The organism is Komagataeibacter rhaeticus (assembly GCF_011611525.1).
GTDB lineage: Bacteria > Pseudomonadota > Alphaproteobacteria > Acetobacterales > Acetobacteraceae > Komagataeibacter > Komagataeibacter rhaeticus.
The window spans coordinates 159,902-185,797 of sequence record NZ_CP050139.1 but is presented as its reverse complement, the minus strand read 5'-3'; the positions used below and the strand labels follow the sequence as shown (position 1 = coordinate 185,797).

Genomic DNA, 25,896 nt, shown 5'->3' with positions numbered 1-25,896 from the left:
AGGGGTTCTCTCCATCTGGTGAACTCAAAGGGTCCGAAATGGAGAGTTTGTGATGACTGACTGGAACGCCTACCGCGCCCATCTGGGCGAGTCCATCCACGCCTTTGCCACCCTGTCCCCCGACACGCTGAAGGGACTCCAGACGCTGGACGGCGCGGCCACGAAAACCGGCCGGCTGGATGCCAAGACCCGTGAACTGATCGCACTGGCGGTTGCCGTCACCACGCGGTGCGACGGATGCATCTCCGTCCATTCCACCGCCGCCGTGAAGGCGGGCGCCAGCAGGGAGGAAATTGCCGAGGCCCTGGGCGTTGCCGTGGCGCTGAACGCGGGTGCCGCCGTGGTCTATTCCAGCCGCGTGCTGGACGCGGTGGATACGGTCGTGCCGTAAGCCGCGCGGTCATGCCTTGCGGGGGAGCCGATCTGGCCGTAGTCTCGGCCCTGTCCACCAACCCCCGCCTGCAGGATGGCATGATCCAGCCCGTCACCCCCGACTATGCGGCGTTCGAGGCGGCACCCGTCTCCCGCACGCCATTCGCCCATGTGGTGGTGCCGCATTTCATCGGGGCGGCGGACCTGCACGCCCTTGCGGCCAGCCTGCCCCTGATCCGCTCCGGCGGGTCTTTCCCACCCGAGGCGCTGGACCTTTCCCCGCTCATGTCACGGCTTGTGACAGAGCTGGAGGGTCCACGCCTGCGCGGGCTGATCGCGGGCAAGTTCGGGCTGGACCTTGATACCGCGCCCACCATGCTGACCCTGCGCGGCCGCACGCGGGCGCGGGACGGGCGCATCCACCGCGATTCCGACAGCAAGCGGGTGACCGTGCTGCTGTACCTGAACGGGGACAGCGAAGGAGAGGCCTGGTCACGCCACGAAGGCTGCCTGCGCCTGCTGCGCGGCCCGGATGACCTGGAAGACTTCGCCGCCGAGATCCCGCCCGTGAACGGCACGCTGCTGGTCTTCCCCAACGGGCCGGATACCTGGCATGGCCACCGGCCCTATGTCGGGCCGCGCTACACCATCCAGCTCAATTACATGACAAACGACGCCCGTGCGCGCAGCGAACTGCGCCGCCACCGGCTCTCCGCCCTGACAAAACGGTTGCCATGGGTGGCGTAGGCCCGCACGGCCATCGTTTCGACACGAGCACGGACCATTGTGGTCCCGTTACCCGGTTTTACGACATGTCGAGGTTTTCAAGCGCCATGCACCTGCACAAACTTACAGCATCCCTCCTTTCCGCCAGTCTGGCGCTGGGCATCATGGCAGCGGCCGCGCCCGCGGCCCATGCCCAGCCCTTCCGGGGTGGTCGGGAGTGGCATGGCGGGCCGCCGCCCGGACGGGGCGGCTGGCATGATGGCCGCCGGGGCGGCGGTGCGGGCCTGGCGGTGGGCAGCGGACTTGCGGGGCTTGCGGTCGGTGCCATGCTGGGCAGCGCCATGGCGGAACGTGGCGCGGTAGCGCCCCCGCCCGCCTATTACCCCGCGCCGCCCCCGCCCCCGCCGCCGCCGGCCTATTACCCGTATGGTGGTGGCTACTGAGCGCGCGGCGCCAGCCAGCCCCTCTTCCTCCAATATCCCGCCAAGGACACTACACATCATGATGTTCCGTCGTTTCCTGCCTGCCGCCGCCCTGTTCATGCTGCCTGCCCTTGCCATGGCCCAGACACCGGGCACCCAGGCACCGGCCACCCAGACGCAGGCCCCCCAGGCCAACCCGACCGCCTCCCTCGCGCATACCCCGCGTGACCCGGAGCCCGAGCAGGTGGAAGCCCATATCAAGGCCCTGCATGACCAGCTCCGCATCACCAAAAAGCAGGAAGCCCTCTGGACTCCCTTCGCCGAGGACATGCGCACCAACGGCCAGCGCCTGCATGACGCCATCGAGACGCGCCGCGAAAAACTGCCGCAGATGAACGCGGTGGAGAACATGCAGTCCTATGCCGAACTGGTGGAAGAGCGCGCGCATGACATGCAGACCCTGAATTCCGCCTTCGCCACGCTGTACCAGAGCTTCAGCAAGAAGCAGCGCAAGAACGCCGACACCCTGTTCACGCAGGGGGACGCCGAGCATGCCGAACAGCAGCAGGCCCGCGCGGCGGCCCAGACCGGCACGGCCGCGCCCGCCGCCCAGTAATACCGGGCCGGAAACAGGCGGGATGACCCGCCGCCGTACAAAAAGCCCACCCTGTAACGGGGTGGGCTTTTTTCATATCAGGTTGGGAAAATAAGAGACTGTCTGATAAGTCAGCTCATGATAGCGCTTTAAAATCAAAGAAGGTTTTTGGTGCAGCTTTTTGCAGAAGCTTCGAAAGAACGCCGCCTTTTTAAAAAAAGGCGACACCCAGAAACTTCCGTCATTCAGGCTCCGTCAAGCGGGTACCATGCCCGCCCGTCGCGCTGGAGCAGGTCGTCCGCCCCCTTCGGGCCGGTCGTACCGGCGGCATACGGTTCCGGCCCCGCCCGGTCCTGCGCCCAGGCCTGCAGCACGGGGTCAACCGCCTTCCAGGCCGCCTCGATGTTATCGGCGCGCTGGAACAGCGTCTCATCACCAATCAGGCAGTCATACAGCAGGGTCTCGTAGCCGACATTGGGGCTGGCGGCAAAAACGTCCTCGTAACGGAAGCGGGCCTGCACGTCGGTCAGGTCCATTTCCGGTCCCGGCTTCTTGGCCCCCAGTTCCACCGTCAGCCCCTGCGCAGGCTGGATGTTGAGGATGATGCGGTTGGGCGGCAGGTCAGCCGTCTCGGTATTGCGGAACATCAGCATGGGCGGCTTGCGGAACTGGACCACCACCTCGGTGCGGCGGCCACCCAGCCCCTTGCCGGTGCGCAGGTAGAACGGTACCCCCGCCCAGCGCCAGTTCTCCACATGCAGCTTGAGCGCCACATAGGTCTCGGTATTGCTGTGCGGGGAAACGCCCGGGCTTTCACGGTAGCCTACCATCGGCCTGCCTTCCACCGTGCCCGCCGCGTACTGCCCGCGCACCGCATCGCGCGGGTCGATCGGGGTCACGGCCTCGAACAGCTGTTCCTTGGCGTTGCGCACGCTTTCGGCATCGAAGGTGTTGGGCGGCTCCATCGCCACCATGGCAAAAAGCTGGAACAGGTGGTTGGGCACCATGTCGCGCAGCGCGCCGGTGGGTTCGTAAAACGCGCCGCGCTGTTCCACGCCAATGGTCTCGGCGGCGGTAATCTCGATATGGTCCACATATTCGTTGCGCCACAGCGGCTCGAAGATCAGGTTGCCGAATCGCATGGCCAGGATGTTCTGCACCGTCTCCTTGCCCAGGAAGTGGTCGATGCGGAAGACCTGCGACTCGTCCAGGACCGCCAGCACGCGGCGGTTGAGTTCCTGCGCGCTGGCCAGGTCGGAGCCAAAGGGCTTTTCAATCACCACGCGGCGGAACGCGCCATCCTTCTGCGCCACCACGCCCGCGCGGCCCAGCGTCTCCACCACGGGGGCGAAGAAGCGCGAGGGAATGGCAAGGTAGAAAATGGCATTGCCAGGCAGCTTTTCCCCCAGCGCGCGGATGGCATCCACATCCGTGAAATCCGCCCGCACGTATTCCAGCCGCTCCGCCAGCCAGCCCCACTGCGCGGCATCGATATGGGCGGGATGGAACTCGGCATTGGGGTCGGTGGTGAAGGACTGCATCATCGCGGCCAGCCCGTCGCGCCACTGTCCGGTGGTGCTGTCCACGCGGTCCACGCCGATGATGCGGAAATTCCCGTCCAGCAGCCGGTTGCCCGCCAGGTTGTAGAGTGCTGGCATGAGCAGCCGCTTGGTCAGGTCACCATGCGCGCCGAATATGACAAGGGTGCATGCGGGTGCGGGGCGCACGCCCGCGGGCGTTACCGGAAGCGGGGCCACGGGGGCGGATGTTGTGGAAGTGTCAGCTGATAGGGGCATGATCTCTCTAACCGTCCTTGCCTGTGCGCCGCATGGCGGACAGGCGGCATGAACCGCCCGCGCGCCGGCGCAATGGATCAAGCGTGCACCCGGCACGCACCGATGGGCAATGCCTACCACCGCATGGGGCATGCAACCTTGACCTTACCCCCGATTCGATTCCCGGTTTGACGCGGGTCGTGCTGCTTGCACCTTTGGGGCGCAGGCTCTAGGTGTCGCTAGAGTTACGGCGCATTCCGGTCTTGCGGATGGGCCGGCATGACAGGACAGGAAAGAAGATTATGGGTTACCGCGTTGCGGTGGTGGGCGCCACCGGCGCTGTGGGGCGCGAAATCCTCAAGACTCTGGCCGAGCGCCAGTTCCCTGTGGATGAGATCGTGGCCCTGGCATCCGCCCGTTCGGCGGGCAAGGAAGTCTCCTTTGGCGAAAAGAAGGTGCTGAAGGTCCAGAACCTGGAAACCTTTGACTTTACCGGATGGGATGTCGCCCTTTTCTCCCCCGGTGGGGCGGTTTCGGCCGTGCACGCGCCCCGCGCGGCCAAGGCGGGGTGCATCGTGATCGACAACACCTCGCATTTCCGCATGGAGCCGGATGTGCCGCTGGTGGTGCCCGAGGTCAATCCCAATGATGTGAAGAAGGCCAAGCGCGGCATCATCGCCAACCCCAACTGCTCGACCATCCAGATGGTGGTGGCGCTGAAGCCGCTGCATGACCTGTTCACGATCAGGCGCGTCGTGGTGGCCACCTATCAGGCGGTGGCGGGTGCGGGCAAAAGCGGCATGGACGAACTGTTCAACCAGTCACGCGGCAGCCTGGTGGGCGACCCGCTGAAGGGCGAGCAGTTCACCAAGCAGATCGCCTTCAACTGCATTCCCCACATCGACCGCTTCATGGATGACGGCGCGACCAAGGAAGAGTGGAAGATGGCGGTGGAAACCCGCAAGATCCTTGATCCCGACATCGCGGTTTTCGCCACCTGCGTGCGGGTTCCCGTGTTTATTGGCCATGCCGAGGCCGTAACGGTGGAATTCGAGGAACCCGTTGATATCGAACGCGCGCGCGCTGCATTGCGCACGGCCCCCGGCGTGGTGCTGCACGACAAGCGCGAGGATGGCGGTTACGCCACCCCGCTGGAAGTCGCGGGCGAGGATGCGACCTATGTCTCGCGCCTGCGCATCGACCCCACCGTGCCCAACGGACTCGGGTTCTGGTGCGTGGCCGACAACCTGCGCAAGGGGGCCGCGCTGAACGCGGTCCAGATTGCCGAGACCATGGTCGCACTCGACCTGCTCGGGCACTGAACGACACCCCGCCGGACGGGCCTGGATGGCAGTCTGGCGGGGCTGTACCGCCGTGGGGGCGGGCCTGTGTCTCTCAACCTCGTGTTCCGGGCGTGCGTTGACCCGGCCTTCCGCCAGGCGTAGGACCGAATTCAGACAAGGCAACGGAACAAACCGAAGCCATAACAGGGAAATTGACGAGACGACCATGCAGGATGTCCGTGATGCGCTCTATGTAGGGCAGCGAAGCGACGGAACTCTGACCAGGCGGCCTATGTCCCCACACCTCCAGGTCTACCGCTTCCGTCTTTCCATGTTCCTTTCAATCGCGAACCGCGCCGCCGGTGTTGCAGCCGCGGGCGGCTCGGCACTTGGCCTGTGCTGGATCAGCGCGGCGGCGAAGGGACCCAAATCTTTCAGCAAGGTGCAGAAGGTCACCGGCAACCCGCTGGGGCAGCTGCTGCTGGCCGGGTGGGCGCTGGCGCTGGTCTACCACTTCGTGGCGGGGCTGCGCCACCTTGCGTGGGACAGCGGCTACCGCTTCTCCAAGAAGGAAATCAACGAGGATGGCCCCGTGGCGGTGGGTGTGACGCTAGGCACCACGCTGGCGCTGGTCACCACCATCCTTGGTGTTGCGATCTGTCGTTCCCGCAAGAAGGCATCCTGACCATGAGCAACATGAAGAAGCCGCATATCACGGTCATGCGTTCCCAGCTGTCGCGCGCGCGCGGCCTGGGTTCGGGTCAGGCCGGGGTGGGCCACTGGTGGGCGGAACGCGCATCGGCGGTCGCGCTTGTGCCGCTGTCGGGCTGGTTCGTGATCCAGGTGTTCCGCCTGGCGGGCGCATCCCAGCCGGAAGTGGCGAAGTGGGGTGCCCGTCCGTTCAACACCACCATGATGCTGTCACTGGTGATCCTGACCTTCTATCACACCCAGCTTGGGCTGCAGGTCATCATCGATGACTACGTGCATGGCAAGGCGCACCTGCCCGCAGGGTTGCTGATGAAGGGGATCGTCTTCCTTCTTGGGCTGTTCGGCACGGTTTCCGTGCTGAAGCTGGCCCTTGCCGGTAGCACGAAGGGACGCGTCGCCGCGGGCTGAGGCCCCGGCGCCACCCTTTCGCGCAGAACATGACATTCGCGGGCCGGCAGGCGGCGCAGGCCGCTGGCCGTCCGAACGAGCATCGGGACACGTCCAAGAAATGAACGCGACCACTTCACCACTCACCGGCTCCTACAGGATTGTCGACCACGCATATGACGTGGTTGTCGTCGGCGCCGGCGGCTCCGGCCTCCGGGCCACGCTGGGCATGGGGGCCGCCGGCCTCAAGACCGCCTGCGTGACCAAGGTCTTCCCCACCCGCAGCCATACCGTGGCCGCACAGGGCGGCATCGGTGCCTCCCTTGGCAACATGGCCGAGGACAACTGGCGGTGGCACATGTACGATACCGTCAAGGGATCGGACTGGCTGGGCGACCAGGACGCCATCGAATACATGTGCCGCGAGGCCGTACCCGCCGTGCAGGAACTCGAGCACATGGGTGTGCCCTTTTCCCGCACGGAAGATGGCAAGATCTACCAGCGCCCCTTTGGTGGCCACATGCGCAACTATGGCGAGGCCCCCGTGCCCCGCGCCTGCGCCGCCGCCGACCGCACGGGCCATGCCATCCTGCACACGCTGTACCAGCAGTGCCTCAAGCATAACGTCGAATTCTTCGTCGAATACTTCGCCATCGACCTGATCATGGATGAAGAGGGCGCATGCCGTGGCGTCATGGCCTGGTGCCTGGAAGACGGCACGCTGCACCGCTTCCGCGCACAGAAGGTCGTGCTGGCCACAGGCGGCTATGGCCGCGCCTATCATTCCTGCACCTCCGCCCATACCTGCACGGGTGATGGCGGCGGCATGGCGATCCGTGCCGGACTGCCCATGCAGGACATGGAGTTCGTGCAGTTCCACCCCACCGGCATCTTCCCCGCGGGCTGCCTGCTGACGGAAGGCTGCCGTGGCGAGGGCGGCTACCTGACCAACTCCAAGGGCGAGCGCTTCATGGAACGCTATGCCCCCACGGCCAAGGACCTGGCATCGCGTGACGTGGTCTCGCGCGCCATGACCATCGAGATCAACGAAGGCCGTGGCTGCGGGCCGGAGAAGAACTACATCATGCTCCACCTGGAGCACCTCGGTCCCGAGATCCTGCATGAACGCCTGCCCGGCATTTCGGAAACGGCGCGCATCTTTGCCGGTATCGACGTGACCAAGGAACCGGTGCCGGTGCTGCCGACGGTGCATTACAACATGGGCGGCATTCCCACCAACTATCATGGCGAGGTCATCCGCCCCACGGCGGACGATGTCGATGCGGTGGTGCCCGGCCTGATGGCCGTGGGCGAAGCGGCCTGCGTGTCCGTGCATGGCGCGAACCGCCTTGGCACCAACTCGCTTCTGGACCTTGTGGTGTTTGGCCGTGCGGCAGCCCAGCGCGCCGCCGCCACCATCAAGAGCGAGGAGACCATCCGGCCGCTGCCGCCGGGTGCGGGTGATGCCGCGATCGCGCGCTTCGACCGCCTGCGTTACGCCAAGGGCGAGACGCATGTGGCCGACATGCGCGGCAAGCTCCAGCGCACCATGCAGAAGCATGCCGCCGTGTTCCGCAACACCGAAAGCCTGGCGCAGGGTGTGGAGAAGATCAAGGAAATCTGGTCCGAAATCCCTGACATCTCGATCAATGACCGCTCGCTGATCTGGAACAGCGACCTTATGGAAGCGCTCGAGTTCGAGAACCTGCTGGCCAACGCCACCGTCACCATGGCCGGCGCCGATGCCCGTCACGAAAGCCGGGGGGCCCAGGCCCATGACGACTATCCCGACCGTGACGACAAGAACTGGATGAAGCACACCGTCGCCCACATGAATGAGGCGGGCGATGTCACGCTTAGCTACCGCCCCGTGCACATGAAAACGCTGACCGACGATGTGCAGGTCTTCCCCCCCAAGAAGCGCGTCTACTGACGTAACGGCGGAAAAGGAACGAGACGATGGTCGAATTCAGACTGCCAAAGAACAGCACGGTGGGCAAAGGCCGCATTTTCACGGCCACCCCCGGCGCCAGCAATGTCAAGAACTTCCGGATCTATCGCTGGAGCCCGGATGACGACAGGAACCCCGTGGTCGATACCTACGAGATCGACCTGGACAAGATCGGGCCGATGGTGCTCGACGCGCTGATCCACATCAAGAACGATGTGGATTCAACCCTGACCTTCCGGCGTTCCTGCCGCGAGGGGATCTGCGGGTCATGCGCGATGAACATCGCGGGGGAAAACACGCTGGCCTGCCTCAAGCCCATCCGGGACATTGAGGGGGACATCGCGATCTACCCGCTGCCGCACATGCCGGTCATCAAGGATCTGGTGCCGGATCTGGACGGGGCGTACGCCCAGCTGCGCTCGATCGAGCCGTGGCTGAAATCCGACACCCTGCCGCCGCCGGATTCCGAGCGCCGCCAGAGCATCGAGGAACGGGCCGAGCTGGATGGCATGTGGGAATGCATCCTGTGCTTCTGCTGCTCCACCTCCTGTCCGTCCTACTGGTGGAATGGCGACCGCTACCTTGGCCCGGCAACGCTGCTTGCGGCCTATCGCTGGATTGCCGACAGCCGTGACGAGCACACGGGCGACCGGCTGGATGCGCTGGAAGATCCGCTCAAGCTCTATGCCTGCCGCACGATCATGAACTGCACCCAGACCTGCCCCAAGGGCCTGAACCCCGCCAAGGCGATCGGGCGGATCAAGGAACTGCAGCTTGAACGCAAGGCCTGATGCCCGGCTGATACATTCCTGATTGACGTGAAAGGCGCCGGATGTGAAAAATCCGGCGCCTTTTTCATATCCACCCAGCTGAAAGGACGGCCGGTTGTTTGAGGGAAACCTGTCCACCCCCGCCGGCCGTGGCCGTGCCTGGATTGACAGCCTGTTCGTGGACCATGCCATCCTGCGCCAGACATGGACCAACTTCCGCGTGGTCATTCCAGGGCGGGTTTACCGCTGCAACCACCCCACACCGTGGCGGCTGCGGCTGGCGACGCGGCGCTACGGGCTGAAAACGCTGGTCAACCTGCGCGGGCACCGCAGATGTGGCTCCGATGCACTGTCGCGCGAGGCGGCGCAGGCCCTTGGCCTGACCCATATCGACATGGCATTCGAAAGCCGCAATGCCCCGCATCGTGACCGCATAGAACGGTTCGAGCGGATCTACCGCACCATCCGCTTTCCCATGCTGATGCACTGCAAGTCGGGTGCCGACCGTACGGGACTGGCGGCAGGGCTTGTCATCCTGTTCGAAGGGGGTACGGCACGGCAGGCGCTCCGCCAGCTTTCATGGAAGAACGGCCACTTCAACAGTTCACGCACCGGGGTGCTGGACGCCTTCTTCCTGCGCTATCAGGCAGAAGCGGAAGGACGCATTCCCTTCATGGACTGGGTCCGCACCGAATATGACGAGGACCGCCTGCGCGCCGATTTCCGCGCGGGCCGGATCGCGGCCTTCATGAATGACAGGGTCCTGCGGCGGGAATGATGCCGCCGCCTCAGCACGCCCCCATCGAACGGACAAGGTCAAGTACGCGGCGGCGCGTGCTGCTATCCTCGATTCCGTAATAGGCCCGCACCAGTTCAATGGTTTCACGACGGGAAAACAGCGCCAGATCACCCGTATTCGTGGCAGGTGGCGGCATGTCTCCCACCGCCATGCTCCCGCCAAGCGGGACCGCGGGTTCCGACACGCCTTCCGGCCCGGACGGGCACGGTTCCATGCTGCCCACCGGGTCGGGCAGCCCGGCAAAGAAAAAGGCCACCGGAACATCCAGCACACAGGCCAGATCATAAAGCCGTGACGCCCCGACCCGGTTGCGACCGCGTTCATACTTCTGCACCTGCTGGAATGTAAGGCCCAGGGCATTGCCCAGCCGTTCCTGTGACATACCCAGCAATGTGCGCCGCAGACGGATACGGTTGCCAACATGCACATCAACAGGATTGGATGTCGTCGGCATTTTCCCGGTCACAATAATGGCCTTACCTTCCGTGTCTGATATTCTGTGATCCACTGAAAGTGAAAATAGATTTGATATCCATGCCGGATGTTAAGTCTTTCTACATCAAACCATGCTATAATATATGTTATTTTTGGCCATAACCATTCCACGACAGGTCAGGGATGCATAAAATTTGCCGGTCAAGTGGATGTGGGTAAAATTAGGAAAATATTCATGCATTTTATATGCATGAATAAAGGCCATCAATGGACTGGCAGGCTGTCCCGTGCCACGTTGGCCCGCGCGCAGGCACGCCAGAACCCGATCAGCCCCACGGCCAGTGCCAGAACCAGCGGAATCCAGCGACCAAAGCGGCCAAAAACCGTACAGGGCAGCGCATCGGGCATGGCATGAACCAGCACACCCTGCCGGTTCCAGCCCAGACGCGCCAGTTCATGGCCACGCCCGTCAAAAACCGCTGAGATACCGGTATTGGCGGCACGGGCCACCGGCAGGCCTTCCTCAACCGCCCGCATGCGCACGGCAGCCAGGTGCTGGCGTGGGCCGGCGCTGTTACCGTACCAGGCATCGTTCGTACTGTTCAGCAGCCATGCAGGCCGGTCATGGGGGTCAACCACCTGTCCCGAGAAGATCACCTCGTAACAGATCAGTGGCCCCACCGCGGCAATATCGGGCAGGTGCCATGTCTGTACCGCAGGGCCGGGGGTCATCCCTTCCCCCGGCACGACATGAAAGGGCAGGAAGGCGGGCTGGTACTCGCCAAAGGGCACCAGATGCGCCTTGTCATATATGGCCGCGGGCATGCCGTCGGGCGGCAGCAGGGCAACCATGCTGTTACGCCAGTGATGATCATCCTGCAGCCAGCGCACCGTGCCGATAACGCCGGCCGCCGCGCCCCTGCCTGCCTGGGTGATCATGGGGCGTGCGATATCGTCTTCCATCAGCAGGCCGGGAAATGCCGATTCCGGCCAGGCAAACACGACCGGCCGCCCCTGTGCCTGCGCCACGGCCTGCGTCACCCCCTGCCGGGTCAGGCCAAGATAGCGGCGGAAGATCGCCACATCCGCATTTCCCGCGATCTTTTCCGTCTCCGGCACATTACCCTGCACCAGCACGACCTCGGGGTTATGGTCGTAGGTATCGTGCAGGCTGCCCAGGCGCAGCGTGCCGCCTGCGATCCACAACACCGCCACCCCCAGACAGGCCAGCCGCCCCACGCGCCCGTACAGCGGCGCAAGCGAGAGCAGGCAGGTGAGCAGGGTCAGCCCGTCCACTCCGATCCAGGCGGCCGGCTGGATCATGACATCACCGGCCAGGCCGGGAAATTCCCAGACACTGCCGGGCGGATTCCAGGGGAAACCACTAAAGACATAGACCCGCGCCATATCCGTCAGGGTCCATAGCGCGGCCAGCACCGCAAGCCGTCCCGTCCCGCGTGGCACCAGTCGGCTCACACCCGCCGACAGCGCGCTCAGCGGTGCCAGGATCAGCGCGCAGCCGGGTGATGCCAGCGGCACCAGCCACCAGAAATCATCCGCCCGGAGCAGGATGGCATACATAAGCCAGTACAGCCCGGCGCTGTACAGCCCCATGGCGAACATGAAGCCCCGCCGCGCCGCCTCCCGCCAGCCCGTGGCATGATCGATGGCCAGGGCCAGCAGGCAGAAGGCAACAGGCAGCACGACCACCGCATGCACCGGCGGAAAGCCCAGCGCGTACAGCCCGCCCGCCATGACCATGGCCAGATCGGCACGCCAGCCGTGCAGACGCGCAAGGGCAACGTATTTCCGCAACAGGACTGTCATGAATCGCGGCGGCCCGCTGCCCGGCTGTGGCAGGCAGCACTAGTCCAGCGCGTCACGCAGGCGGCGCTCGTAATGACGGTAATACTTGTCGGCCAGCAGTTCGCTCTTGACCAGTACCGCGACATCGGTGGTGTTGAACTGCTCATCAATCACCGCGCCATCACCAACATAGCCACCCAGCCGCAGATACCCCTTTATCAGCGGTGGCAGACGGGCCAGCGAGCGCCGGTGGTCAAGCAGCTGCGGGTCGGAACGCAGCATTTCCACCCGCCGTTCCGGCAGTGCGCGCACACGCAGCGCGGGCGGGGCCAGGTGGTTGTGATAGAGGTAGGTCAGCTCATCGGACAGCGCATCGGGATTGGTGCCCGGCAGGCTGGCGCAGCCGAACAGCACATCGATGCGGTGCAGGAAGATGTAGGAGGCAATGCCCCGCCACAGCAGCTGCATGGCGGCCCGGCCACGATAGTTCCGGTCCACGCAGGACCGGCCGACTTCCAGCAGCCGACCGGGAAATTCGGTCAGTGGCGAAATGTCATATTCGCTGGAGGTATAGAATTTGCCCAGCTTCCTGGCCGCATCCCCCTGCATGAGCCGGTACGTGCCCACAACCCCCCGCGCGCCCGAGGAGATGGCATGGTCGATCACCAGAAGGTGATCGGCATAATCGTCGAATTCATCCACATCACGGCGCAGGCGGGCGGTACGGGAATCGGGGCGGGCGCCCATTTCCTCATAGAACACCCGGTAACGCAGCGCCTGTGCGGCATCGCGTTCTTCATCGGTCGCGGCAATCCTGACGCCAAGATTCCCCCCCCGCAGTTCAGGAAAACCGTTGCGTTCAAGGTCCAGTGTAGAAAGGGAGTGTATGGTCTTCTCGATACTCAAGGCCGTGATCTGCCTTTCCGCTCCGTTTGCGCCACCTGTGTCGTCTGTTCTTCTGGCACGTCCGGCAGCCTGCGCGCAAACAGTTCCAGCCGATGGGACACCAGATCGAACCCCAGTTCCGCCGTAATCCGGCGCAGCAGCTCGGCATGGGCGGCATGGGTGAACTCCACCACCTGCCCGCTTTCCACGTCGATCAGGTGATAGTGGTCGCCTTCCTCGGTGGCTTCGTAGCGGGCACGGCTGCCACCGAAGTCCCGGCGTTCAAGGATGCCGTTCTCCTCCAGCAGGCGTACGGTGCGGTACACCGTGGCGACCGATATGCGCGCATCCAGCATGGACGCACGGCGGTACAGTTCCTCCACATCCGGGTGGTCATGGGCCTCGGACAGGACACGCGCGATGACCCGGCGCTGGCCTGTCATCTTCAGGCCGCGCTCGATGCACATGCGCTCGATGCGCGTCTGTAATCCGTTACTGTCCATCACCATGCTTACGGGCGTAGCCGATCATGCAGATACCTGTCCACACTCCCACACACCGTGTGGCTCAGTCCTCACGCTGTTTCGTGCCAAGGCCGATCTTGCGGGCAAGGGTGGAACGGTGGCTGGCATAGCTGGGGGCCACCATGGGGTAGTCATGCGGCAGGCCCCAGCGCTCCCGGTATTCATCGGGGGTCATGTTATAGGCGGTCTTGAGGTGGCGCTTGAGCATTTTCAGCTTCTTGCCGTCCTCCAGGCAGACGATGTAATCGGGGAAGACCGATTTCTTCAGCGGAACGGCGGGCACCGGCTTTTCCGGCACGGGTTCCGTACGCCCCAGCGAGGCCACGGCATCATAGACCCGGTGAATCAGATCGGGCAGCATCTCCGCTTCCAGTTCATTGCGGGAGACATATGCCGAAACGATTTCGGCAGCCAGTTCACGCACTTCCACTTCTGCCGTTTCATCAGCCATCAATCTGATCCTGTCGCTCTGGAATAATGATGTATCCTATATAAATAATTCCGGACGGATCGCAACCGGCAACAACAGAGGTTTTGTGGTAATATGTCCGATATTGAGATGGCGGTACTAGATATCACCCATGAAGTATGCCCCATGACTTTCGTCCGTACCAGACTGGCACTTGACAGACTGTCCACCGGAGAAAAACTGATTGTCCGCCTGCGTGGCGCAACCCCGCTGGACAATGTTTCCCGCAGTCTCGGGCTGCTCGGGCATGTTGTGGAAGAAATACAGACAGAAACAGATGGCATGACACACCGGCTGGTCGTGCTCAAATCCTGAGCTGCATGACACAGGCATCCGTCCCGTCGGGGTAATAATTGCGCCGCAGCCCCACCGGCGCGAATCCGGCGGCATGATACAGGCCCAGCGCGCCCGCATTGTCCCGCGCCACTTCCAGAAACACGCTCACCACCCCGGCAGAGGCCGCCTGCCGCACGCAGCGCGCCAGCAGGTCACGTCCGATGCCCCGGCGCTGGCATACGGGATCAACGGCAAAGGTCAGGATCTCGGCTTCATCACCGATCATGCGCGCCATGATGAAACCGCTGGCCTCCCCGTCCAACTCCTCCGGCGCCAGCACGGTCAGGACACCCGGCATGTCGATCAGCGCCTGCATGGCCCGCGCATCCCAGCGGTGAAGGGGCGCGAAGGCCGCGGCATGGATACGGGCCAGCATGGCGGCATACGGTGTTATGGGGACCAGGGGCACAGGATTCATGCAGCCGAACCGGCCGGGGCCGGGCGCAGGCCTGCGGCAGGCAGTTTTGCTTCCGGCGCGTCGACATAAAGCGGCTGGGCGGCCCGTGACGGCAGGGCGCCCTGCCAGCGGCGCAGGGCGGTGGCGGCAATGGCCAGCGGGTCAGGCTGCGGCAGGGGAAGGAGATGCACGTCCTGACGTTCGGGCACGGCATCCTTCACCCATTGCGCGCCATTACCGGCCAGCAGCAGCGGGCCGGGGGGCAGGTCAAGCGCGTCAAGCATGTGGGCCGATACGTGCGTGTCCGCCCCCGCGCCCGGCATTTCGATGAAGACGCGCCCCCGCCGCGCAATGGTGCACCACAGGGGACGGGCGCAAAGCGGCTGGGCGGCGGCCTGCAGGGCATCACGCATGGCTTCCCCGGTCGTGACCCCCACCACCGCACAGCCGGACCCTGCCGCAAGGCCATGGGCAAAGGCCAGCGAGGCCCGCAACCCCGTAAACGATCCCGGCCCCACAACCACCCCGATCAGTTCCGGCATGCTATGGGTCCAGCCACACCGGGCGAACAGTTCGGTGGCAAGCTGGGGGAACTGCTCGGCGGCCCCGCGCCCCGTGGCAATGCGGCTGTCCAGCATGGCGGGCACGCCATCGCGCACCACAAGGCAGGCAATGACGGCCTGCGCGTCCGCCCCGGTCGGGGCACCATCCATCACCAGGACCCGCATGGCCTATACCACCACGCAGGCATCATCAAAATCCAGGCGGGGCGCACGCGGCGTGGACGGCGGCCCGTCGGTATAGCCAAGGCAGACAAGGAAATTGGCCTGCCAGCCCTGCTGTGACAGGAAACCCTCCTCCACCATGGCCGCATCGAACCCCGACAGCGGCAGCGCGGACAGCCCCAGCGCGCGCGCGGCCATGATCAGGTAGCCACCCTGCAGCGTGCCGTTGCGCAGGGCCGTCTCCTCCGCCAGTCCCACATCGGCGGCAAACCACTGCCGGACGCCGGGTGCCGCGTTCAGCGTGTCCATGCGGTCGAAAAACAGCGGGTCATGCGCCACGATGACCGTGACCGGCGCGGTCATCACCCGCTGCACGTTACCGGCGGACAGGGCGGGACGCAGGCGTTCGCGGCAGCCTTCGGTGGTGATGAACACGAAGCGGGCCGGGCAGCAGTTGCCCGATGTCGGGCCAAGACGGACCAGATCATATAACCGCCGCAGCGTATCCTGCCCCACGGGCCGGTCATTCCACGCAACCGGCGTACGTGCATCCCGAAACAGAAGATCAAGCCCAGCGTCGTCAAGCGCCATGAAACATTCCCAGGTTACGCGCAGGCCTGCCGATCAGGCCTCTACCTGCTCCACCGATACCACTTCCGGCACGTAATGGCGCAGCATGTTCTCCACCCCATGCTTCAGCGTCGCGCGTGAGGAGGGGCAACCCGAACACGCCCCCTGCATGGTCAGGCGCACCACGCCATCACGGTAGCCACGGAACACGATGTCCCCGCCATCGCCCGCCACGGCGGGGCGCACGCGGGTATCGAGCAGTTCCTTGATCTGCTGCACGATTTCCTCATCACCCGGCGCGATCAGGTCTTCCACCACCTGTGCATCACTTTCCACAACCGCCTGTCCGGTGGCCAGATAGTCGGCCAGAACGGCCAGAACCTGCGGGCGCAGCCCCTCCCATTCCACGCTGTCGGAACGGGTCACGGCCACGAAATCCGCGCCGAAGAAGACACGCGCCACGCCATCCAGGTCAAACAGCAGTTCAGCCAGGCGCGACCGTCCGGCCACGGAATCGGGGCTGATGAAGTCCGCCGTGGCACCGTTGGCCATGATCTCGCGCCCCGGCAGGAATTTCAGCGTGGCAGGATTGGGGGTGTCTTCCGTTTCGATGAACATTGCTCGGTCTTCCAGACATGACGGGACAGGGGAGAGGCAAAAGTACTGCCCGGGTCCTGTTATATGATCGACCCGGCCGCGAATCCAACCCCACCCGAAGGTACGGGTACGCTTTTAACCGGCCGGGCGTATCACGGTATTGCGGGGCAGGACAATTTCCGCGCACAGCCCGCCCTGCGGGCGGTTGTACAGCCGGAAGCGGCCACCATCACGCGCAACCTCCCGGCTGACAATGGCCAGACCCAGCCCAAGGCCGCCGGTACTGCGCGAGCGCGATCCCTCCACCCGGTAGAACGGGGTCGTGACACGGCCGATTTCCGCATCGGGCAGGCCCGGCCCGTCATCTTCCACCCGGATCAGCAGGCTGTCTTCCAGCACCGTCAGGCTGACATGGGCATTGCCGCCATAGTTCACGGCATTGTCAATCAGGTTGCCCAGCACGCGCTTGAGGGCAAGCGGGCGCACGATAGCCTGCGCCTGATCAGGGCCGGAATAGGTCACATCACGGCCCTGATCGGCATCATCATCCACACGCGTGGCCAGGATGGAGGCGACATTGGCCGGACGCGCCGGTTCAGGGTCCTTCTCCCCCGACAGATAGGCCAGCACGCCGGTTATCATGGCCTCCATTTCCGTCACATCCGCCTCGATTTCCTTCTGGGCGTTCGCGTCATCCAGAAAACCCGCGCGCAGCCGCAGGCGGGCCAACGGCGTGCGCAGGTCGTGGGAGACGGCGGCCAGCGCCTCGGTGCGGTCGGCGATCAGGCGGTTGATGCGGTCCTGCATCTCGTTGATGGCGCGGGCCAGGTAGCGGACCTCACGCGGGCCCTTGTCCGCCAGTGGCACCCAGCGGCCCGAACCCACCGTATCGGCCACATCGGCCAGTGCGCGCAGCGGCATGCTGAGCGCCCGCACCAGCATGCCCGCCGCCAGCAGGACCGCGCCCGCAAGGATCGCGGCCGACACGATCCCGCGCCGCATATGGTGGGGCTGGAGGATATCAGGCGCCATGAAGCCCATGTAACTGCCATCGGACAGGCGCAGCGTGCCCCGCACGTCGGTCGTGCCCGCAATGGTGCCCGACAGGTTCAGCGCATCCCCCTGCAGCGAAGGCAGCGTGCCCGCCATACGGTCGTGCAGCATGCGCAGCGAGGCCGGCTGCCCCTTCATCACACCCTGCTGCGCCGGCGTGCGCCAGTCCACCGTCAGGTCCCCGGTGGAAAGCATGGCGGCCAGCACCATGCGCTGTGACGTGGGTGTGGCCGCCAGCACGCGCGCATCGATCACCAGCCGTTCGCCCACCTGTTCAAGCTGGGCATCATCTATGGTGTAGGTCTCGGCTTCCTCATAGAAGGCGGAGCTGCCCACAAAGACAAGGGCCACGGCCACCAGCAGCACGAACATGACCCGCCCCACCAGCCCGCGCGGCCACAGCGTGATCCGCCGCGCCGCAGGCATCGGGACGCGACCATTATGGGCCGCCCCCTGGCCTGCCACCGGATCCGCGCTCAGATCCGTTCCACTTCCGATGTAAAGATGTAGCCCATCCCCCGTACCGTACGGATCAGGCTGTCCGCATCCGGTCCCAGCTTGCGCCGCAGGCGGCTGACCAGCACATCCACGCTGCGGTCGGACACATCCCCCAGCCGGGTGCGCGACAGTTCAAGCAGCCGGTCGCGGCCAATGACACGCTGCGGGTTGTCAAGGAAGCTGGTCAGCAGGTCATGCTCCGCACCGGAAATCTCGACCGCCACACCCGAAGGGTCCGTCAGTTCACGCCGCCGCAGGTCCAGCATCCACCCGCCGAAGCGCACGGTCTCCCTGCGCTGCCGCCCGGCGCTGGGGGTGGTGACCCCACCGCCGCGCCGGCGCAGCACGGCGCGTACACGCGCCAGCAGTTCCTTCTGGCCAAAGGGTTTGGGCACGTAGTCATCCGCCCCCAGTTCCAGCCCCTGCACGCGGTCCAGTTCCTCGCCACGGGCGGAAACGATGATGATCGGCACCTCCGTCAGCGGTGCCTCCCCCGGTGCCGCCGGGCTGGCCTGCGCGCGCAGGCCCCGGCACAGGTCAAGCCCGTTGGTGCCCGGCAGCATCACGTCCAGAATGATCAGGTCGGCCCCCTGCGCACGCAGCGCATCCCACATCTCGGGGCCATCCTGCACGCCGCGCACGCGGTAGCCGTCACCCTGAAGCGCACGGACAAGCAGGGTGCGCATGCCAGGGTCATCTTCCACCACAAGGATGCGGGCGGGCAGATCATCAGTGGCAGGTATCTGTGTCATTCTCTCGGCCATGTTCTCGGTTCAGGACTGGCATGATGCCATTCATGCCACGCCCTTCAGCATATCCAACGCACCGGGACGGGATAAGACCATGGTTCATGTCATAAAATGTCTCTCCCGCCCGGGCGGAAAACAAAAACGGAGTGCCGGACCCAGCCGGCACCCCGTTCCCGTTCCGCTATGCGTGGCGGCTAGTGCGCGGGGGGGGCGGCGTTGAGCTTGAGCACCCAGAACTGGGCAATGTCACGCGCGCCGTTATTGCCTTCAACACTGCCGAGGGTGGCGATGGCAGCAGCCTTCTGCCCGGCGGCGGCCTGCGCCAGCCCCAGATGCAGGCGCCCGATATTGACATCGGACGGCCCCTTGGAAAGGCCCTGCTGCATGAGGGCCAGCCCCTTGTCCGCCTGGCCGAACAGCACATAGTTGTAGCCCGCCGTCAGCATGGCGTTGCCGGTGGTGGCCTGTGCCGCCGCCGCGTCAAGCCCGGCCTTGCGGTCTGCCACGCTCTGGGTCACCAGTGCCTTCAGCTTTTCCTCACGCGGGGCGCTGGCGTCATGCCCCAGCACGCCGCTGCTGTAACCCTGGTTGATGATGTCGAGCGCAAGCTGCGGCATGCCCGCCTGCATGGCAAGCTCGGTAATGTCCATGTATTCGGACGGTGTCTTGACCAGGCCCGCTTCCAGCCGCACACGGTCGATATCGAACCGCAGCCCCGGCGCCATGTTGGGCACGCTCAGCACGGAATGGACCACCTGCGCCCAGTAATCGGGCTTGGGGTAATAGGTTGCCAGCAGGACATAGGTCTTGGTCAGCGCGCTGTTGTCCTTCAGCTGCGCCTGACAGGTGGCCAGCAGCAGGAGCTGGTTCTCGGCCGGCTTCGCACCCGCCTTGAGCGTGGCATCAATCTGCGCCTGCTGCACACGGGCGGCATTGGCATAATCATGCTGGAGGTAATAGGCCTGGATCAGGATGGTCAGCATCTGCGGGTTCTTGCCACCCGCCTTGATGTATTTTTCCGTTACCGCAACGGCGGTGGGGTAATCCTTGGCGGTGAACGCCATGCTGCCCTCGGCCAGCGCCATCTGTTCCTTGGTGGCGGCGGGCGTGCGCGGCGACGCGATCAGCGTGTCATAGGCCGCGATCGCGGCCGGCACGTTGCCCGACTGCGCCGCCACGGCGGCGCGCATCTGCGCGATGGTATAGGATTCAAAGTCGGACTTGCCGCTCACGGCATCGGCTGCGTCCACATCGGCCATGGCCTGCGGGTATTTTTTGGCGGCAAGTTCGGTCTGGGCCTTCTGCAGCGCCACGCCAACCTTCTCTCCCAGCTGGTCCGCCGCATGGGCGCCATGCGCGGGCAGCACGCCCGCCACCGGCAGCGCCATCATGACCCCCGCCAGCAGGCGCCCGCGCAACTGGAAGAGCGATTTGGATGTGATGTTTTTCAACTGGATGTCCTTCCATGAACGGGTCATGGCCCGATTGATCGGCCAGGGCATCAGGATGGACCCGCTCGGCCCATCATTCAATCCGCCCTGGCCAGCGGCAGCGGCGGGTCCGATACAGAATGGACCCGCCACGCCGGAATGCAGGATCAGCTCACACGCGCAGGCGGCGTGTCATTTCGCCACATCGTGCGTTTCATGGCGATAGCCGCCAATCAGGATGGACTGCAGGTCGGCCGCGAAGTTGCGCACCTCGTCCAGCGCGCCCTTGTTGCGGCGGACCAGCATGTTGTAGCCCAACACCGCCGGCACCGCGGTGCCCAGGCCGATGGCGGTCATGATCAACGATTCACCGACCGGGCCGGCAACCTTGTCGATCGAGGCCTGCCCCGCGATGCCGATGGCCGTCAGCGCGTGATAGATGCCCCACACCGTGCCGAACAGCCCCACGAACGGAGAGGTGGACCCCACCGTGCCAAGGAAGGCCAGGCCGCCCTGCAGGCGGTTCTGGACAAAGTCCACCGAACGCTGGAGGGACAGCGCGGTCCAGGACGGCAGGTCGATGGTTTCCTGCATCGTGCCTTCATGGTGCTCGGCGGCCTTGATGCCGGTATCGGCAATGTAGCGGAACGGCGACGCGGTATCGAGCTGGCTGGCCCCCTGCCGGATGTCGGCCGCGGGCCAGAACTTGGCCTTTACTTCCTTCACATCCTTGAAGATGCGCGCCTGTTCCAGGAACTTGATGATCATGATGTACCAGGTGCCCACCGACATCACCACCATGATGAGCAGCACGGTACGGGCGATGAAATCACCATTCGACCACAGCGCACCCAGCCCGTACGGGTTGGAGTCGGCCGCGGCGGCTGGGGTTGCATACGCAAGGGCTGGCAGGGCGGTAAGCAGCGCGGCCGCGATGACTGAGTTACGATGCTGTCGGGTCATTTCCCTAAAATCCTCTGACGAATAAAGCCATGGCTCTGGCCTGCAACACTTTTCATGATTGCTATCTGACCAGTCCGGACATTGAAAATCAATCCACCTGTAACGATTTCGGAACAATTTCCGGCTGGCGGACACGCCTGTCCGCCCCGATGACCGGGGCGGGAATGACGGGTCCCGCCGGCTGGACCATGACCGGGCGCGGCAGGGCGGGTGCCTTCGGCACGAAGGGCGGCGGCATGGGAATGATCCGCAGCGTAACCGGCGGCAGCGGGCGATAGGGCGCCGGGAACATGGGCCGGGCCTTGGGGCGCAGCCCATAGGCCAGCACGGACAGGACAACGACATGGACCAGCACGATCACCCCGGTCACGCGCAGATAGGGCGTCCGCCTGCGCTGCCGGGCCGCGTACTCCATTCCCATCGCTTCGTTAGACCACATGCCGCCCCTGTTCACCCGCCATAGCAGCGGCCCGCCCGTATGGCGCAGGCCCGCAACTGATTGCCAGACCATGAATTGGGGGTGGTCAGGCTGTGTGTGTCAAGCAGGTTATGCAACAGATGCGCAACAAAATTCCCTTTACGGAACAATGTCTCACCCTGCATGCCACAAAAAACCCCGCAGCCGGGGCTGCGGGGTGGAACACGACCGGCGCGGGTTACTGCGCCTGGGCACTCGCCTCGGAGCGGGTCGCCCCCACGCGCGCGGCCAGGGCCGCGGCCATGAAGTCATCAATGTCACCATCAAGGATGGCGTCGGGATTGGTTTTTTCCACGTTGGTCCGCAGGTCCTTCACCAGCTGGTAGGGCGCCAGCACGTAGGAACGGATCTGGTGGCCCCAGCCGATATCGGTCTTGTTCGCCTCGGTCTGGGCGGCGGCGGCCTCGCGCTTCTGCAGTTCCTGCTCGTACATGCGCGCCTTGAGCATGGTCATGGCGGTGGCACGGTTGCGGTGCTGGGAGCGGTCGGTCTGGCAGGCCACCACGATGCCGGTGGGGATGTGCGTGATACGGATGGCCGATTCCGTCTTGTTGACGTGCTGGCCGCCCGCACCCGATGCACGGAAGGTGTCCACCCGCAGATCGGCCTCGTTGATCTCGATCTCGATCGAATCGTCCACCACCGGATAGACCCATACGGAGGCGAAGGAGGTCTGCCGCCGTGCCGCCGCATCAAAGGGCGAGATACGGACAAGACGATGCACCCCGGCCTCGGTCTTGAGCCAGCCATAGGCATTGGGGCCACTGACCTGGATGGTGGCGGACTTGATGCCGGCCTGCTCGCCCTCCGAGCTTTCCATCATGGTCACCTTGTAACCATGCTGCTCGGCCCAGCGGGTGTACATGCGCAGCAGCATCTCGGCCCAGTCCTGCGCCTCCGTGCCACCCGCGCCGGCATTGACTTCCAGATAGCAGTCATTGCCATCCGCCTCGCCCGAGAGCAGGCTTTCGGTCTCGCGGCGCTTGGCTTCCTCGGCCAGGGCGCGCAGGCCCGCCACCGCTTCGGCCACTACGGCCGAGTCGCCTTCCATTTCCGCAAGCTCGACCAGTTCGAGCGTATCATTCACATCGGCTTCAAGCCGCTGCACGCCCTCGATCTGGTTGGCCAGCAGCGTGCGCTCGCGCATGAGCTTCTGCGCCGCTTCGGCATCGTTCCACAATTCGGGGTCTTCGGCCCGGTTGTTCAGTTCCGCCAGGCGGTCGATTGCGACATCCCAGTCAAAGATGCCTCCTCAGCAGTGCCACCGACTGCTTGATCTGGTCGTTCAGGGCCTCTGTCTCGGCAGACATGGGCTTGCTCCTTGGTCAACGGTCATAAGGGCCGGGCGCACGCGGCACCCGCCAATGGGGCGTCAATACAGGCCACCCATGCCAATGTCACCCCCGGAAGGCTGGGATGCGGCCGGTGCGCCGGGGGCCATCGCATGCCCGGCCGAAGTGGTGCCGTCAGGCGCCACGACCGGGCTGCCCGGCGTGGTGGCCATGTCCGTCTCGGAATCGGGCATGTTCTCGGCCCCGGTATCCGCCGCAGTCAGCGCCATGCCCGAACCGGCACCCAGATCAACGCTTATGCCGGGCACCTGCCCGGGCTTGAAGGCGTCGATCGCCATGCCCATGCCGGTATCATAGCGGGCCAGCTGCACGCCTTCGGGCACACGGAAGTCAAGGCGCGGGCGCGTGGCCAGCGCCGCCTTCATCACCTGATTCCAGATCGGGCCGGCAATCACGCCGCCGGTCTCGTTCTTGCCCAGCGACTGCGGCGTATCGAATCCGACCCACACCACCGTGACCAGATCGGGCGAGAAGCCCGCGAACCATGCATCGTTGAAATCCTGGCTGGTGCCGGTCTTGCCCGCGATGGGCCGGTCGATGCCCGCACCCGCATGGGTGCCGGTGCCACGCCGGATCACATCCTGCATCATCGCCACGATCTGGCTGGCGGAGGCGGCGGAGACGACCTGCGGCCGGGTATCGACCATCCGCGGGCCATCGGCGGGCGTACCGCCGGGCTGCCAGTCGAGACCGCCGGAACGCCACATCACGTTGCCGTTGCGATCCTTGATGTCATCGATCAGGGTGGGTGTGACCAGCCTGCCGCCATTGGCGATGGTGGCGTAGGCGGCGGCTTCACGCATGACCGTGGTTTCCACCGCCCCAAGGGCTGCGGGCAGCACCAGCGGCATGGAATGGGCCAGCCCCAGTGTCTGCGCCAGTGCGGCCACCGGCTTCATGCCGATCTGGGCCGCCAGGCGGATGGTGACAAGGTTACGCGATTCGCGCAGCGCGTCATGCAGCGTGGTCGGCCCCCAGAAATCCTTCTCGTAGTTGTTTGGATGCCATTCACCGTAGCTTACCGGCGAGTCATCGAATTTCTGCGAGGGCGAGATCCCCTGTTCCATCGCCGCCAGGTAGACGAACGGCTTGAAGGAGGAACCGGGCTGGCGGGCGGCCTGTGTCGCGCGGTTGAACTGCGATTCCCTGAACGACCAGCCGCCGACCATCGCCATCACCCGGCCGGTATGGACATCGATGGTGGCCAGCGCGCCCTCCACCCGTGGCACCTGCCGGATGGCAACGCCACTGCCATCGGCCTGCGGTTCGACCAGCAGCACGTCACCTGTCTGGATGCCCTTGCCACCGCGCATCCAGGCCCGGTCACGCGCCAGCAGTTCACCCGTACGGGGCACGACCGGATCACGCCCCTCCAGCCAGCCCACGCGGCCGGTGGCGGCCGACAGCACCACCGCCACCCGCCACTGTTCCAGCATGGCAACCGGCGGCGTGACACGGGCCAGCGCGTTGGCCCAGTCGCCCGTCGCCTCGCTTTCATCGACATGGGCGAACGCGCCGCGCCAGCCACCATGGGCGCGGTCATAGCGCAGCAGCCCGTCGCGCAGGGCGGTGGTGGCCACCTGCTGCAGGTGTGAGTCAAGCGAGGTATGGACCGAAAGCCCACCTTCCATGGTGGTGCCGATGCCGTAGCGTTCGATCAGTTCGCGGCGCACTTCCTCGGCAAACCATTCGGATGCGGGCACCGGGCCGGGACGGGTGAAGTTGGCGGGCACCAGCGGTTCAAGCTGGGCGGCACGGGCTTCCTCCGGCGTGATGACCTTCAGGTCCGCCATGCGGTCCAGCACCCAGTTGCGGCGATTGGTCGCCGCCTGCACGAAGCGGTGCGGGTTGTAGTTGGTGGGGGATTTGGGCAGCGCGCCCAGAAAGGCGGCCTCGGCATTGTCAAGCTGGTCGAGCGGCTTGTTGAAATAGGTCTGTGCGGCAGCGGCGATGCCGTAGGCGCCCTCGCCCAGATAGATTTCATTGAGATAGATCTCGAGGATCTGCTCCTTGCTCAGCGTCTGTTCCAGCCGCATGGCCAGCAGCGCTTCCTTGATCTTGCGGTCGATCGACACCGCATTCGACCCCAGCAGCATGATGCGCGCGACCTGCTGGGTGATGGTGGAGGCACCGATGGGGCGATGCTTGGTGCCATGCATCATCATGTCGGTCAGGCCCGCGCGCAGGATGGCCATCGGGTCCACGCCGCCATGGGTGAAGAATTTCTGGTCCTCGGCCGCCAGGAAGGCACTGCGCACGCGCTCGGGTATGGCGCTGTAGGGGACGAATATACGCCGCTCGGCCGCCAGTTCCGCCATGACCTGGTCATCACCGGAATACAGGCGGCTCATCACCGGCGGCTGGTAGGTGCGCAGGCCGTCCACCGTGGGCAGGCCCTCGCTCAGGCGTTCATATTCCCGCCATGCCACCAGTCCCGCCGTGCTGCCACCCAGCAGCACCACGGCCAGTGTCGCGCCCGCCAGCCAGCGCACCATCCGGTAGCGGGGCCGGCGTGGGCCACCCGGACCCGGCCGGGAGGGTCCATCAATCCGGCCATCACGGCCTGATCCGTCAGCAAGCGTCATCCGGTATCCAATAGGGAAAGAAAGGGGCCGTTATGTGTCGATGGCCCCTGTCTAGCATTGTCCGCCGCCGCCGTCGCCCCTGATCCATCCGCCCATGCCAGTCCGCGCGCCCGGAAACCGTTTCCACAACGGACCTTCGATAAGGCATGGCAAACGTTTCCGGAGGCCGCCTTTTTTCAACAAGGGCAGCGTTCTCCGGAGTTTTTTGAAAAAAGCCTCACCCAAAACCCCTGCACGATCTACAGCCTGCGGA

The 25,896-nt window shown here is 64.9% G+C and carries 28 protein-coding genes; 11 read left to right on the top strand and 17 right to left on the bottom strand.

Going from position 1 to position 25,896, the window contains the following annotated elements:
- Positions 1-52: 52 nt before the first annotated feature.
- The 4 genes from GWK63_RS00840 (at position 53) to GWK63_RS00825 (ending at position 2,136) form a co-directional block, all read left to right on the top strand.
- On the top strand, positions 53-391 hold the full coding sequence (locus GWK63_RS00840; protein ID WP_039998492.1) for a carboxymuconolactone decarboxylase family protein: 339 nt from the start codon (positions 53-55) through the stop codon (positions 389-391).
- Between the two features lie 80 nt (positions 392-471).
- Positions 472-1,119 (top strand): 2OG-Fe(II) oxygenase, encoded by a 648-nt coding sequence (locus GWK63_RS00835; RefSeq protein WP_034926912.1) that lies wholly within the window; start codon positions 472-474, stop codon positions 1,117-1,119.
- An 86-nt stretch (positions 1,120-1,205) separates the two neighbouring features.
- The gene (locus GWK63_RS17380; RefSeq protein ID WP_099963272.1) at positions 1,206-1,541 is read left to right on the top strand and encodes a hypothetical protein; all 336 of its coding nucleotides are present in this window, start codon (positions 1,206-1,208) and stop codon (positions 1,539-1,541) included.
- Positions 1,542-1,599: 58 nt separating this feature from the next.
- The gene (locus GWK63_RS00825; RefSeq protein ID WP_007397039.1) at positions 1,600-2,136 is read left to right on the top strand and encodes a Spy/CpxP family protein refolding chaperone; all 537 of its coding nucleotides are present in this window, start codon (positions 1,600-1,602) and stop codon (positions 2,134-2,136) included.
- Between the two features lie 224 nt (positions 2,137-2,360).
- Here GWK63_RS00825 and zwf read toward each other — a convergent pair whose 3' ends face one another.
- Complete coding sequence (gene zwf / locus GWK63_RS00820) at positions 2,361-3,911, bottom strand: glucose-6-phosphate dehydrogenase (RefSeq protein WP_034926906.1); 1,551 nt, start codon at positions 3,909-3,911, stop codon at positions 2,361-2,363.
- A 281-nt stretch (positions 3,912-4,192) separates the two neighbouring features.
- Here zwf and GWK63_RS00815 point away from each other — a divergent pair, with 281 nt between their 5' ends.
- The 6 genes from GWK63_RS00815 (at position 4,193) to GWK63_RS00790 (ending at position 9,770) form a co-directional block, all read left to right on the top strand.
- Positions 4,193-5,212 (top strand): aspartate-semialdehyde dehydrogenase, encoded by a 1,020-nt coding sequence (locus tag GWK63_RS00815; protein WP_007397043.1) that lies wholly within the window; start codon positions 4,193-4,195, stop codon positions 5,210-5,212.
- A gap of 253 nt (positions 5,213-5,465) precedes the next feature.
- The gene (sdhC, locus tag GWK63_RS00810; RefSeq protein WP_007397044.1) at positions 5,466-5,858 is read left to right on the top strand and encodes a succinate dehydrogenase, cytochrome b556 subunit; all 393 of its coding nucleotides are present in this window, start codon (positions 5,466-5,468) and stop codon (positions 5,856-5,858) included.
- Positions 5,859-5,860: 2 nt separating this feature from the next.
- Positions 5,861-6,292, top strand: coding sequence for a succinate dehydrogenase, hydrophobic membrane anchor protein (gene sdhD / locus GWK63_RS00805; RefSeq protein ID WP_007397045.1), 432 nt, complete (start codon positions 5,861-5,863; stop codon positions 6,290-6,292).
- 100 nt (positions 6,293-6,392) lie between these two features.
- The gene (gene sdhA / locus GWK63_RS00800; protein WP_112209822.1) at positions 6,393-8,204 is read left to right on the top strand and encodes a succinate dehydrogenase flavoprotein subunit; all 1,812 of its coding nucleotides are present in this window, start codon (positions 6,393-6,395) and stop codon (positions 8,202-8,204) included.
- Between the two features lie 26 nt (positions 8,205-8,230).
- The gene (locus GWK63_RS00795; protein ID WP_007397047.1) at positions 8,231-9,013 is read left to right on the top strand and encodes a succinate dehydrogenase iron-sulfur subunit; all 783 of its coding nucleotides are present in this window, start codon (positions 8,231-8,233) and stop codon (positions 9,011-9,013) included.
- 94 nt (positions 9,014-9,107) lie between these two features.
- Positions 9,108-9,770 carry a tyrosine-protein phosphatase gene (locus GWK63_RS00790; RefSeq protein ID WP_007397048.1) on the top strand — a complete coding sequence of 221 codons (663 nt, stop codon included), beginning with the start codon at positions 9,108-9,110 and terminating at the stop codon, positions 9,768-9,770.
- Between the two features lie 10 nt (positions 9,771-9,780).
- Here the strand turns inward: GWK63_RS00790 and GWK63_RS00785 are convergent, their stop codons facing one another.
- From GWK63_RS00785 to GWK63_RS00765, 5 genes are all read right to left on the bottom strand, one after another.
- The gene (locus tag GWK63_RS00785) at positions 9,781-10,245 is read right to left on the bottom strand and encodes a helix-turn-helix domain-containing protein (RefSeq protein ID WP_034926898.1); all 465 of its coding nucleotides are present in this window, start codon (positions 10,243-10,245) and stop codon (positions 9,781-9,783) included.
- 245 nt (positions 10,246-10,490) lie between these two features.
- Positions 10,491-12,053, bottom strand: a complete 1,563-nt coding sequence (lnt, locus tag GWK63_RS00780; RefSeq protein ID WP_039998510.1) for an apolipoprotein N-acyltransferase — start codon at positions 12,051-12,053, stop codon at positions 10,491-10,493.
- 39 nt (positions 12,054-12,092) lie between these two features.
- Positions 12,093-12,938: a GNAT family N-acetyltransferase gene (locus tag GWK63_RS00775; protein ID WP_007397052.1), complete on the bottom strand. Its 846-nt coding sequence runs from the start codon at positions 12,936-12,938 to the stop codon at positions 12,093-12,095.
- Positions 12,935-13,426 (bottom strand): Fur family transcriptional regulator, encoded by a 492-nt coding sequence (locus GWK63_RS00770; protein ID WP_034926890.1) that lies wholly within the window; start codon positions 13,424-13,426, stop codon positions 12,935-12,937. The genes GWK63_RS00775 and GWK63_RS00770 overlap by 4 nt, the downstream gene beginning before the upstream one ends.
- A gap of 58 nt (positions 13,427-13,484) precedes the next feature.
- Positions 13,485-13,892, bottom strand: a complete 408-nt coding sequence (locus GWK63_RS00765; protein WP_034926887.1) for a MucR family transcriptional regulator — start codon at positions 13,890-13,892, stop codon at positions 13,485-13,487.
- Positions 13,893-13,985: 93 nt separating this feature from the next.
- Between GWK63_RS00765 and GWK63_RS00760 the strand changes: the two genes are divergently transcribed.
- A complete protein-coding gene (locus GWK63_RS00760; RefSeq protein ID WP_007397055.1) occupies positions 13,986-14,225 on the top strand; it encodes a sulfurtransferase TusA family protein in 240 nt (79 codons plus the stop codon).
- Here the strand turns inward: GWK63_RS00760 and rimI are convergent.
- From rimI to GWK63_RS00705, 11 genes are all read right to left on the bottom strand, one after another.
- Positions 14,215-14,664 carry a ribosomal protein S18-alanine N-acetyltransferase gene (gene rimI, locus GWK63_RS00755; RefSeq protein WP_039998511.1) on the bottom strand — a complete coding sequence of 150 codons (450 nt, stop codon included), beginning with the start codon at positions 14,662-14,664 and terminating at the stop codon, positions 14,215-14,217. The two genes, GWK63_RS00760 and rimI, sit on opposite strands and share 11 nt — an antisense overlap.
- Complete coding sequence (gene tsaB / locus GWK63_RS00750) at positions 14,661-15,371, bottom strand: tRNA (adenosine(37)-N6)-threonylcarbamoyltransferase complex dimerization subunit type 1 TsaB (RefSeq protein ID WP_039998512.1); 711 nt, start codon at positions 15,369-15,371, stop codon at positions 14,661-14,663. Before tsaB ends, rimI begins: the two co-directional genes overlap by 4 nt.
- A 3-nt stretch (positions 15,372-15,374) precedes the next feature.
- Entirely contained in the window at positions 15,375-15,959 is a 585-nt protein-coding gene (locus tag GWK63_RS00745; protein ID WP_007397058.1) for a malonic semialdehyde reductase, read from the bottom strand.
- Between the two features lie 33 nt (positions 15,960-15,992).
- Entirely contained in the window at positions 15,993-16,556 is a 564-nt protein-coding gene (locus GWK63_RS00740; protein WP_007397059.1) for a NifU family protein, read from the bottom strand.
- 114 nt (positions 16,557-16,670) lie between these two features.
- Positions 16,671-18,014, bottom strand: a complete 1,344-nt coding sequence (locus tag GWK63_RS00735) for an ATP-binding protein (RefSeq protein ID WP_007397060.1) — start codon at positions 18,012-18,014, stop codon at positions 16,671-16,673.
- Positions 18,015-18,064: 50 nt separating this feature from the next.
- Positions 18,065-18,838 (bottom strand): response regulator, encoded by a 774-nt coding sequence (locus tag GWK63_RS00730; RefSeq protein ID WP_007397061.1) that lies wholly within the window; start codon positions 18,836-18,838, stop codon positions 18,065-18,067.
- Between the two features lie 191 nt (positions 18,839-19,029).
- Positions 19,030-20,337, bottom strand: coding sequence for a tol-pal system YbgF family protein (locus GWK63_RS00725; protein ID WP_223846602.1), 1,308 nt, complete (start codon positions 20,335-20,337; stop codon positions 19,030-19,032).
- Between the two features lie 120 nt (positions 20,338-20,457).
- Positions 20,458-21,228 carry a MotA/TolQ/ExbB proton channel family protein gene (locus GWK63_RS00720; RefSeq protein ID WP_034926875.1) on the bottom strand — a complete coding sequence of 257 codons (771 nt, stop codon included), beginning with the start codon at positions 21,226-21,228 and terminating at the stop codon, positions 20,458-20,460.
- 88 nt (positions 21,229-21,316) lie between these two features.
- Positions 21,317-21,739, bottom strand: a complete 423-nt coding sequence (locus GWK63_RS00715; RefSeq protein ID WP_223846601.1) for a hypothetical protein — start codon at positions 21,737-21,739, stop codon at positions 21,317-21,319.
- Between the two features lie 145 nt (positions 21,740-21,884).
- Positions 21,885-23,016, bottom strand: a protein-coding gene (gene prfB, locus GWK63_RS00710; RefSeq protein WP_099963273.1) for a peptide chain release factor 2 whose coding sequence is annotated in 2 segments (ribosomal slippage) — positions 21,885-22,946 and positions 22,948-23,016 — 1,131 coding nt in all. Because the reading frame shifts where the segments join, the coding sequence is not laid out codon by codon here.
- A gap of 62 nt (positions 23,017-23,078) precedes the next feature.
- Positions 23,079-25,643 (bottom strand): penicillin-binding protein 1A, encoded by a 2,565-nt coding sequence (locus GWK63_RS00705; protein WP_039998514.1) that lies wholly within the window; start codon positions 25,641-25,643, stop codon positions 23,079-23,081.
- Between the last annotated feature and the right edge of the window lie 253 nt (positions 25,644-25,896).

What these genes read in the sequence shown, in the direction of transcription:
- sdhD (WP_007397045.1), top strand. Translation starts at nt 5,861, where the DNA reads ATGAGCAACATGAAGAAGCCGCATATCACGGTCATGCGTTCCCAGCTG.
- GWK63_RS00745 (WP_007397058.1), bottom strand. Translation starts at nt 15,959, where the DNA reads ATGGCGCTTGACGACGCTGGGCTTGATCTTCTGTTTCGGGATGCACGT.
- GWK63_RS00720 (WP_034926875.1), bottom strand. Translation starts at nt 21,228, where the DNA reads ATGACCCGACAGCATCGTAACTCAGTCATCGCGGCCGCGCTGCTTACC.
- rimI (WP_039998511.1), bottom strand. Translation starts at nt 14,664, where the DNA reads ATGAATCCTGTGCCCCTGGTCCCCATAACACCGTATGCCGCCATGCTG.
- GWK63_RS00770 (WP_034926890.1), bottom strand. Translation starts at nt 13,426, where the DNA reads ATGGTGATGGACAGTAACGGATTACAGACGCGCATCGAGCGCATGTGC.
- GWK63_RS00725 (WP_223846602.1), bottom strand. Translation starts at nt 20,337, where the DNA reads ATGCCCTGGCCGATCAATCGGGCCATGACCCGTTCATGGAAGGACATC.
- zwf (WP_034926906.1), bottom strand. Translation starts at nt 3,911, where the DNA reads ATGCCCCTATCAGCTGACACTTCCACAACATCCGCCCCCGTGGCCCCG.
- GWK63_RS00825 (WP_007397039.1), top strand. Translation starts at nt 1,600, where the DNA reads ATGATGTTCCGTCGTTTCCTGCCTGCCGCCGCCCTGTTCATGCTGCCT.
- GWK63_RS00735 (WP_007397060.1), bottom strand. Translation starts at nt 18,014, where the DNA reads ATGCCTGCGGCGCGGCGGATCACGCTGTGGCCGCGCGGGCTGGTGGGG.
- GWK63_RS00740 (WP_007397059.1), bottom strand. Translation starts at nt 16,556, where the DNA reads ATGTTCATCGAAACGGAAGACACCCCCAATCCTGCCACGCTGAAATTC.
- GWK63_RS17380 (WP_099963272.1), top strand. Translation starts at nt 1,206, where the DNA reads ATGCACCTGCACAAACTTACAGCATCCCTCCTTTCCGCCAGTCTGGCG.
- tsaB (WP_039998512.1), bottom strand. Translation starts at nt 15,371, where the DNA reads ATGCGGGTCCTGGTGATGGATGGTGCCCCGACCGGGGCGGACGCGCAG.
- GWK63_RS00795 (WP_007397047.1), top strand. Translation starts at nt 8,231, where the DNA reads ATGGTCGAATTCAGACTGCCAAAGAACAGCACGGTGGGCAAAGGCCGC.
- sdhC (WP_007397044.1), top strand. Translation starts at nt 5,466, where the DNA reads ATGTCCCCACACCTCCAGGTCTACCGCTTCCGTCTTTCCATGTTCCTT.
- GWK63_RS00715 (WP_223846601.1), bottom strand. Translation starts at nt 21,739, where the DNA reads ATGGTCTGGCAATCAGTTGCGGGCCTGCGCCATACGGGCGGGCCGCTG.
- GWK63_RS00835 (WP_034926912.1), top strand. Translation starts at nt 472, where the DNA reads ATGATCCAGCCCGTCACCCCCGACTATGCGGCGTTCGAGGCGGCACCC.
- sdhA (WP_112209822.1), top strand. Translation starts at nt 6,393, where the DNA reads ATGAACGCGACCACTTCACCACTCACCGGCTCCTACAGGATTGTCGAC.
- GWK63_RS00785 (WP_034926898.1), bottom strand. Translation starts at nt 10,245, where the DNA reads ATGCCGACGACATCCAATCCTGTTGATGTGCATGTTGGCAACCGTATC.
- GWK63_RS00760 (WP_007397055.1), top strand. Translation starts at nt 13,986, where the DNA reads ATGTCCGATATTGAGATGGCGGTACTAGATATCACCCATGAAGTATGC.
- GWK63_RS00765 (WP_034926887.1), bottom strand. Translation starts at nt 13,892, where the DNA reads ATGGCTGATGAAACGGCAGAAGTGGAAGTGCGTGAACTGGCTGCCGAA.
- GWK63_RS00840 (WP_039998492.1), top strand. Translation starts at nt 53, where the DNA reads ATGACTGACTGGAACGCCTACCGCGCCCATCTGGGCGAGTCCATCCAC.
- GWK63_RS00730 (WP_007397061.1), bottom strand. Translation starts at nt 18,838, where the DNA reads ATGACACAGATACCTGCCACTGATGATCTGCCCGCCCGCATCCTTGTG.
- GWK63_RS00705 (WP_039998514.1), bottom strand. Translation starts at nt 25,643, where the DNA reads ATGACGCTTGCTGACGGATCAGGCCGTGATGGCCGGATTGATGGACCC.
- GWK63_RS00815 (WP_007397043.1), top strand. Translation starts at nt 4,193, where the DNA reads ATGGGTTACCGCGTTGCGGTGGTGGGCGCCACCGGCGCTGTGGGGCGC.
- lnt (WP_039998510.1), bottom strand. Translation starts at nt 12,053, where the DNA reads ATGACAGTCCTGTTGCGGAAATACGTTGCCCTTGCGCGTCTGCACGGC.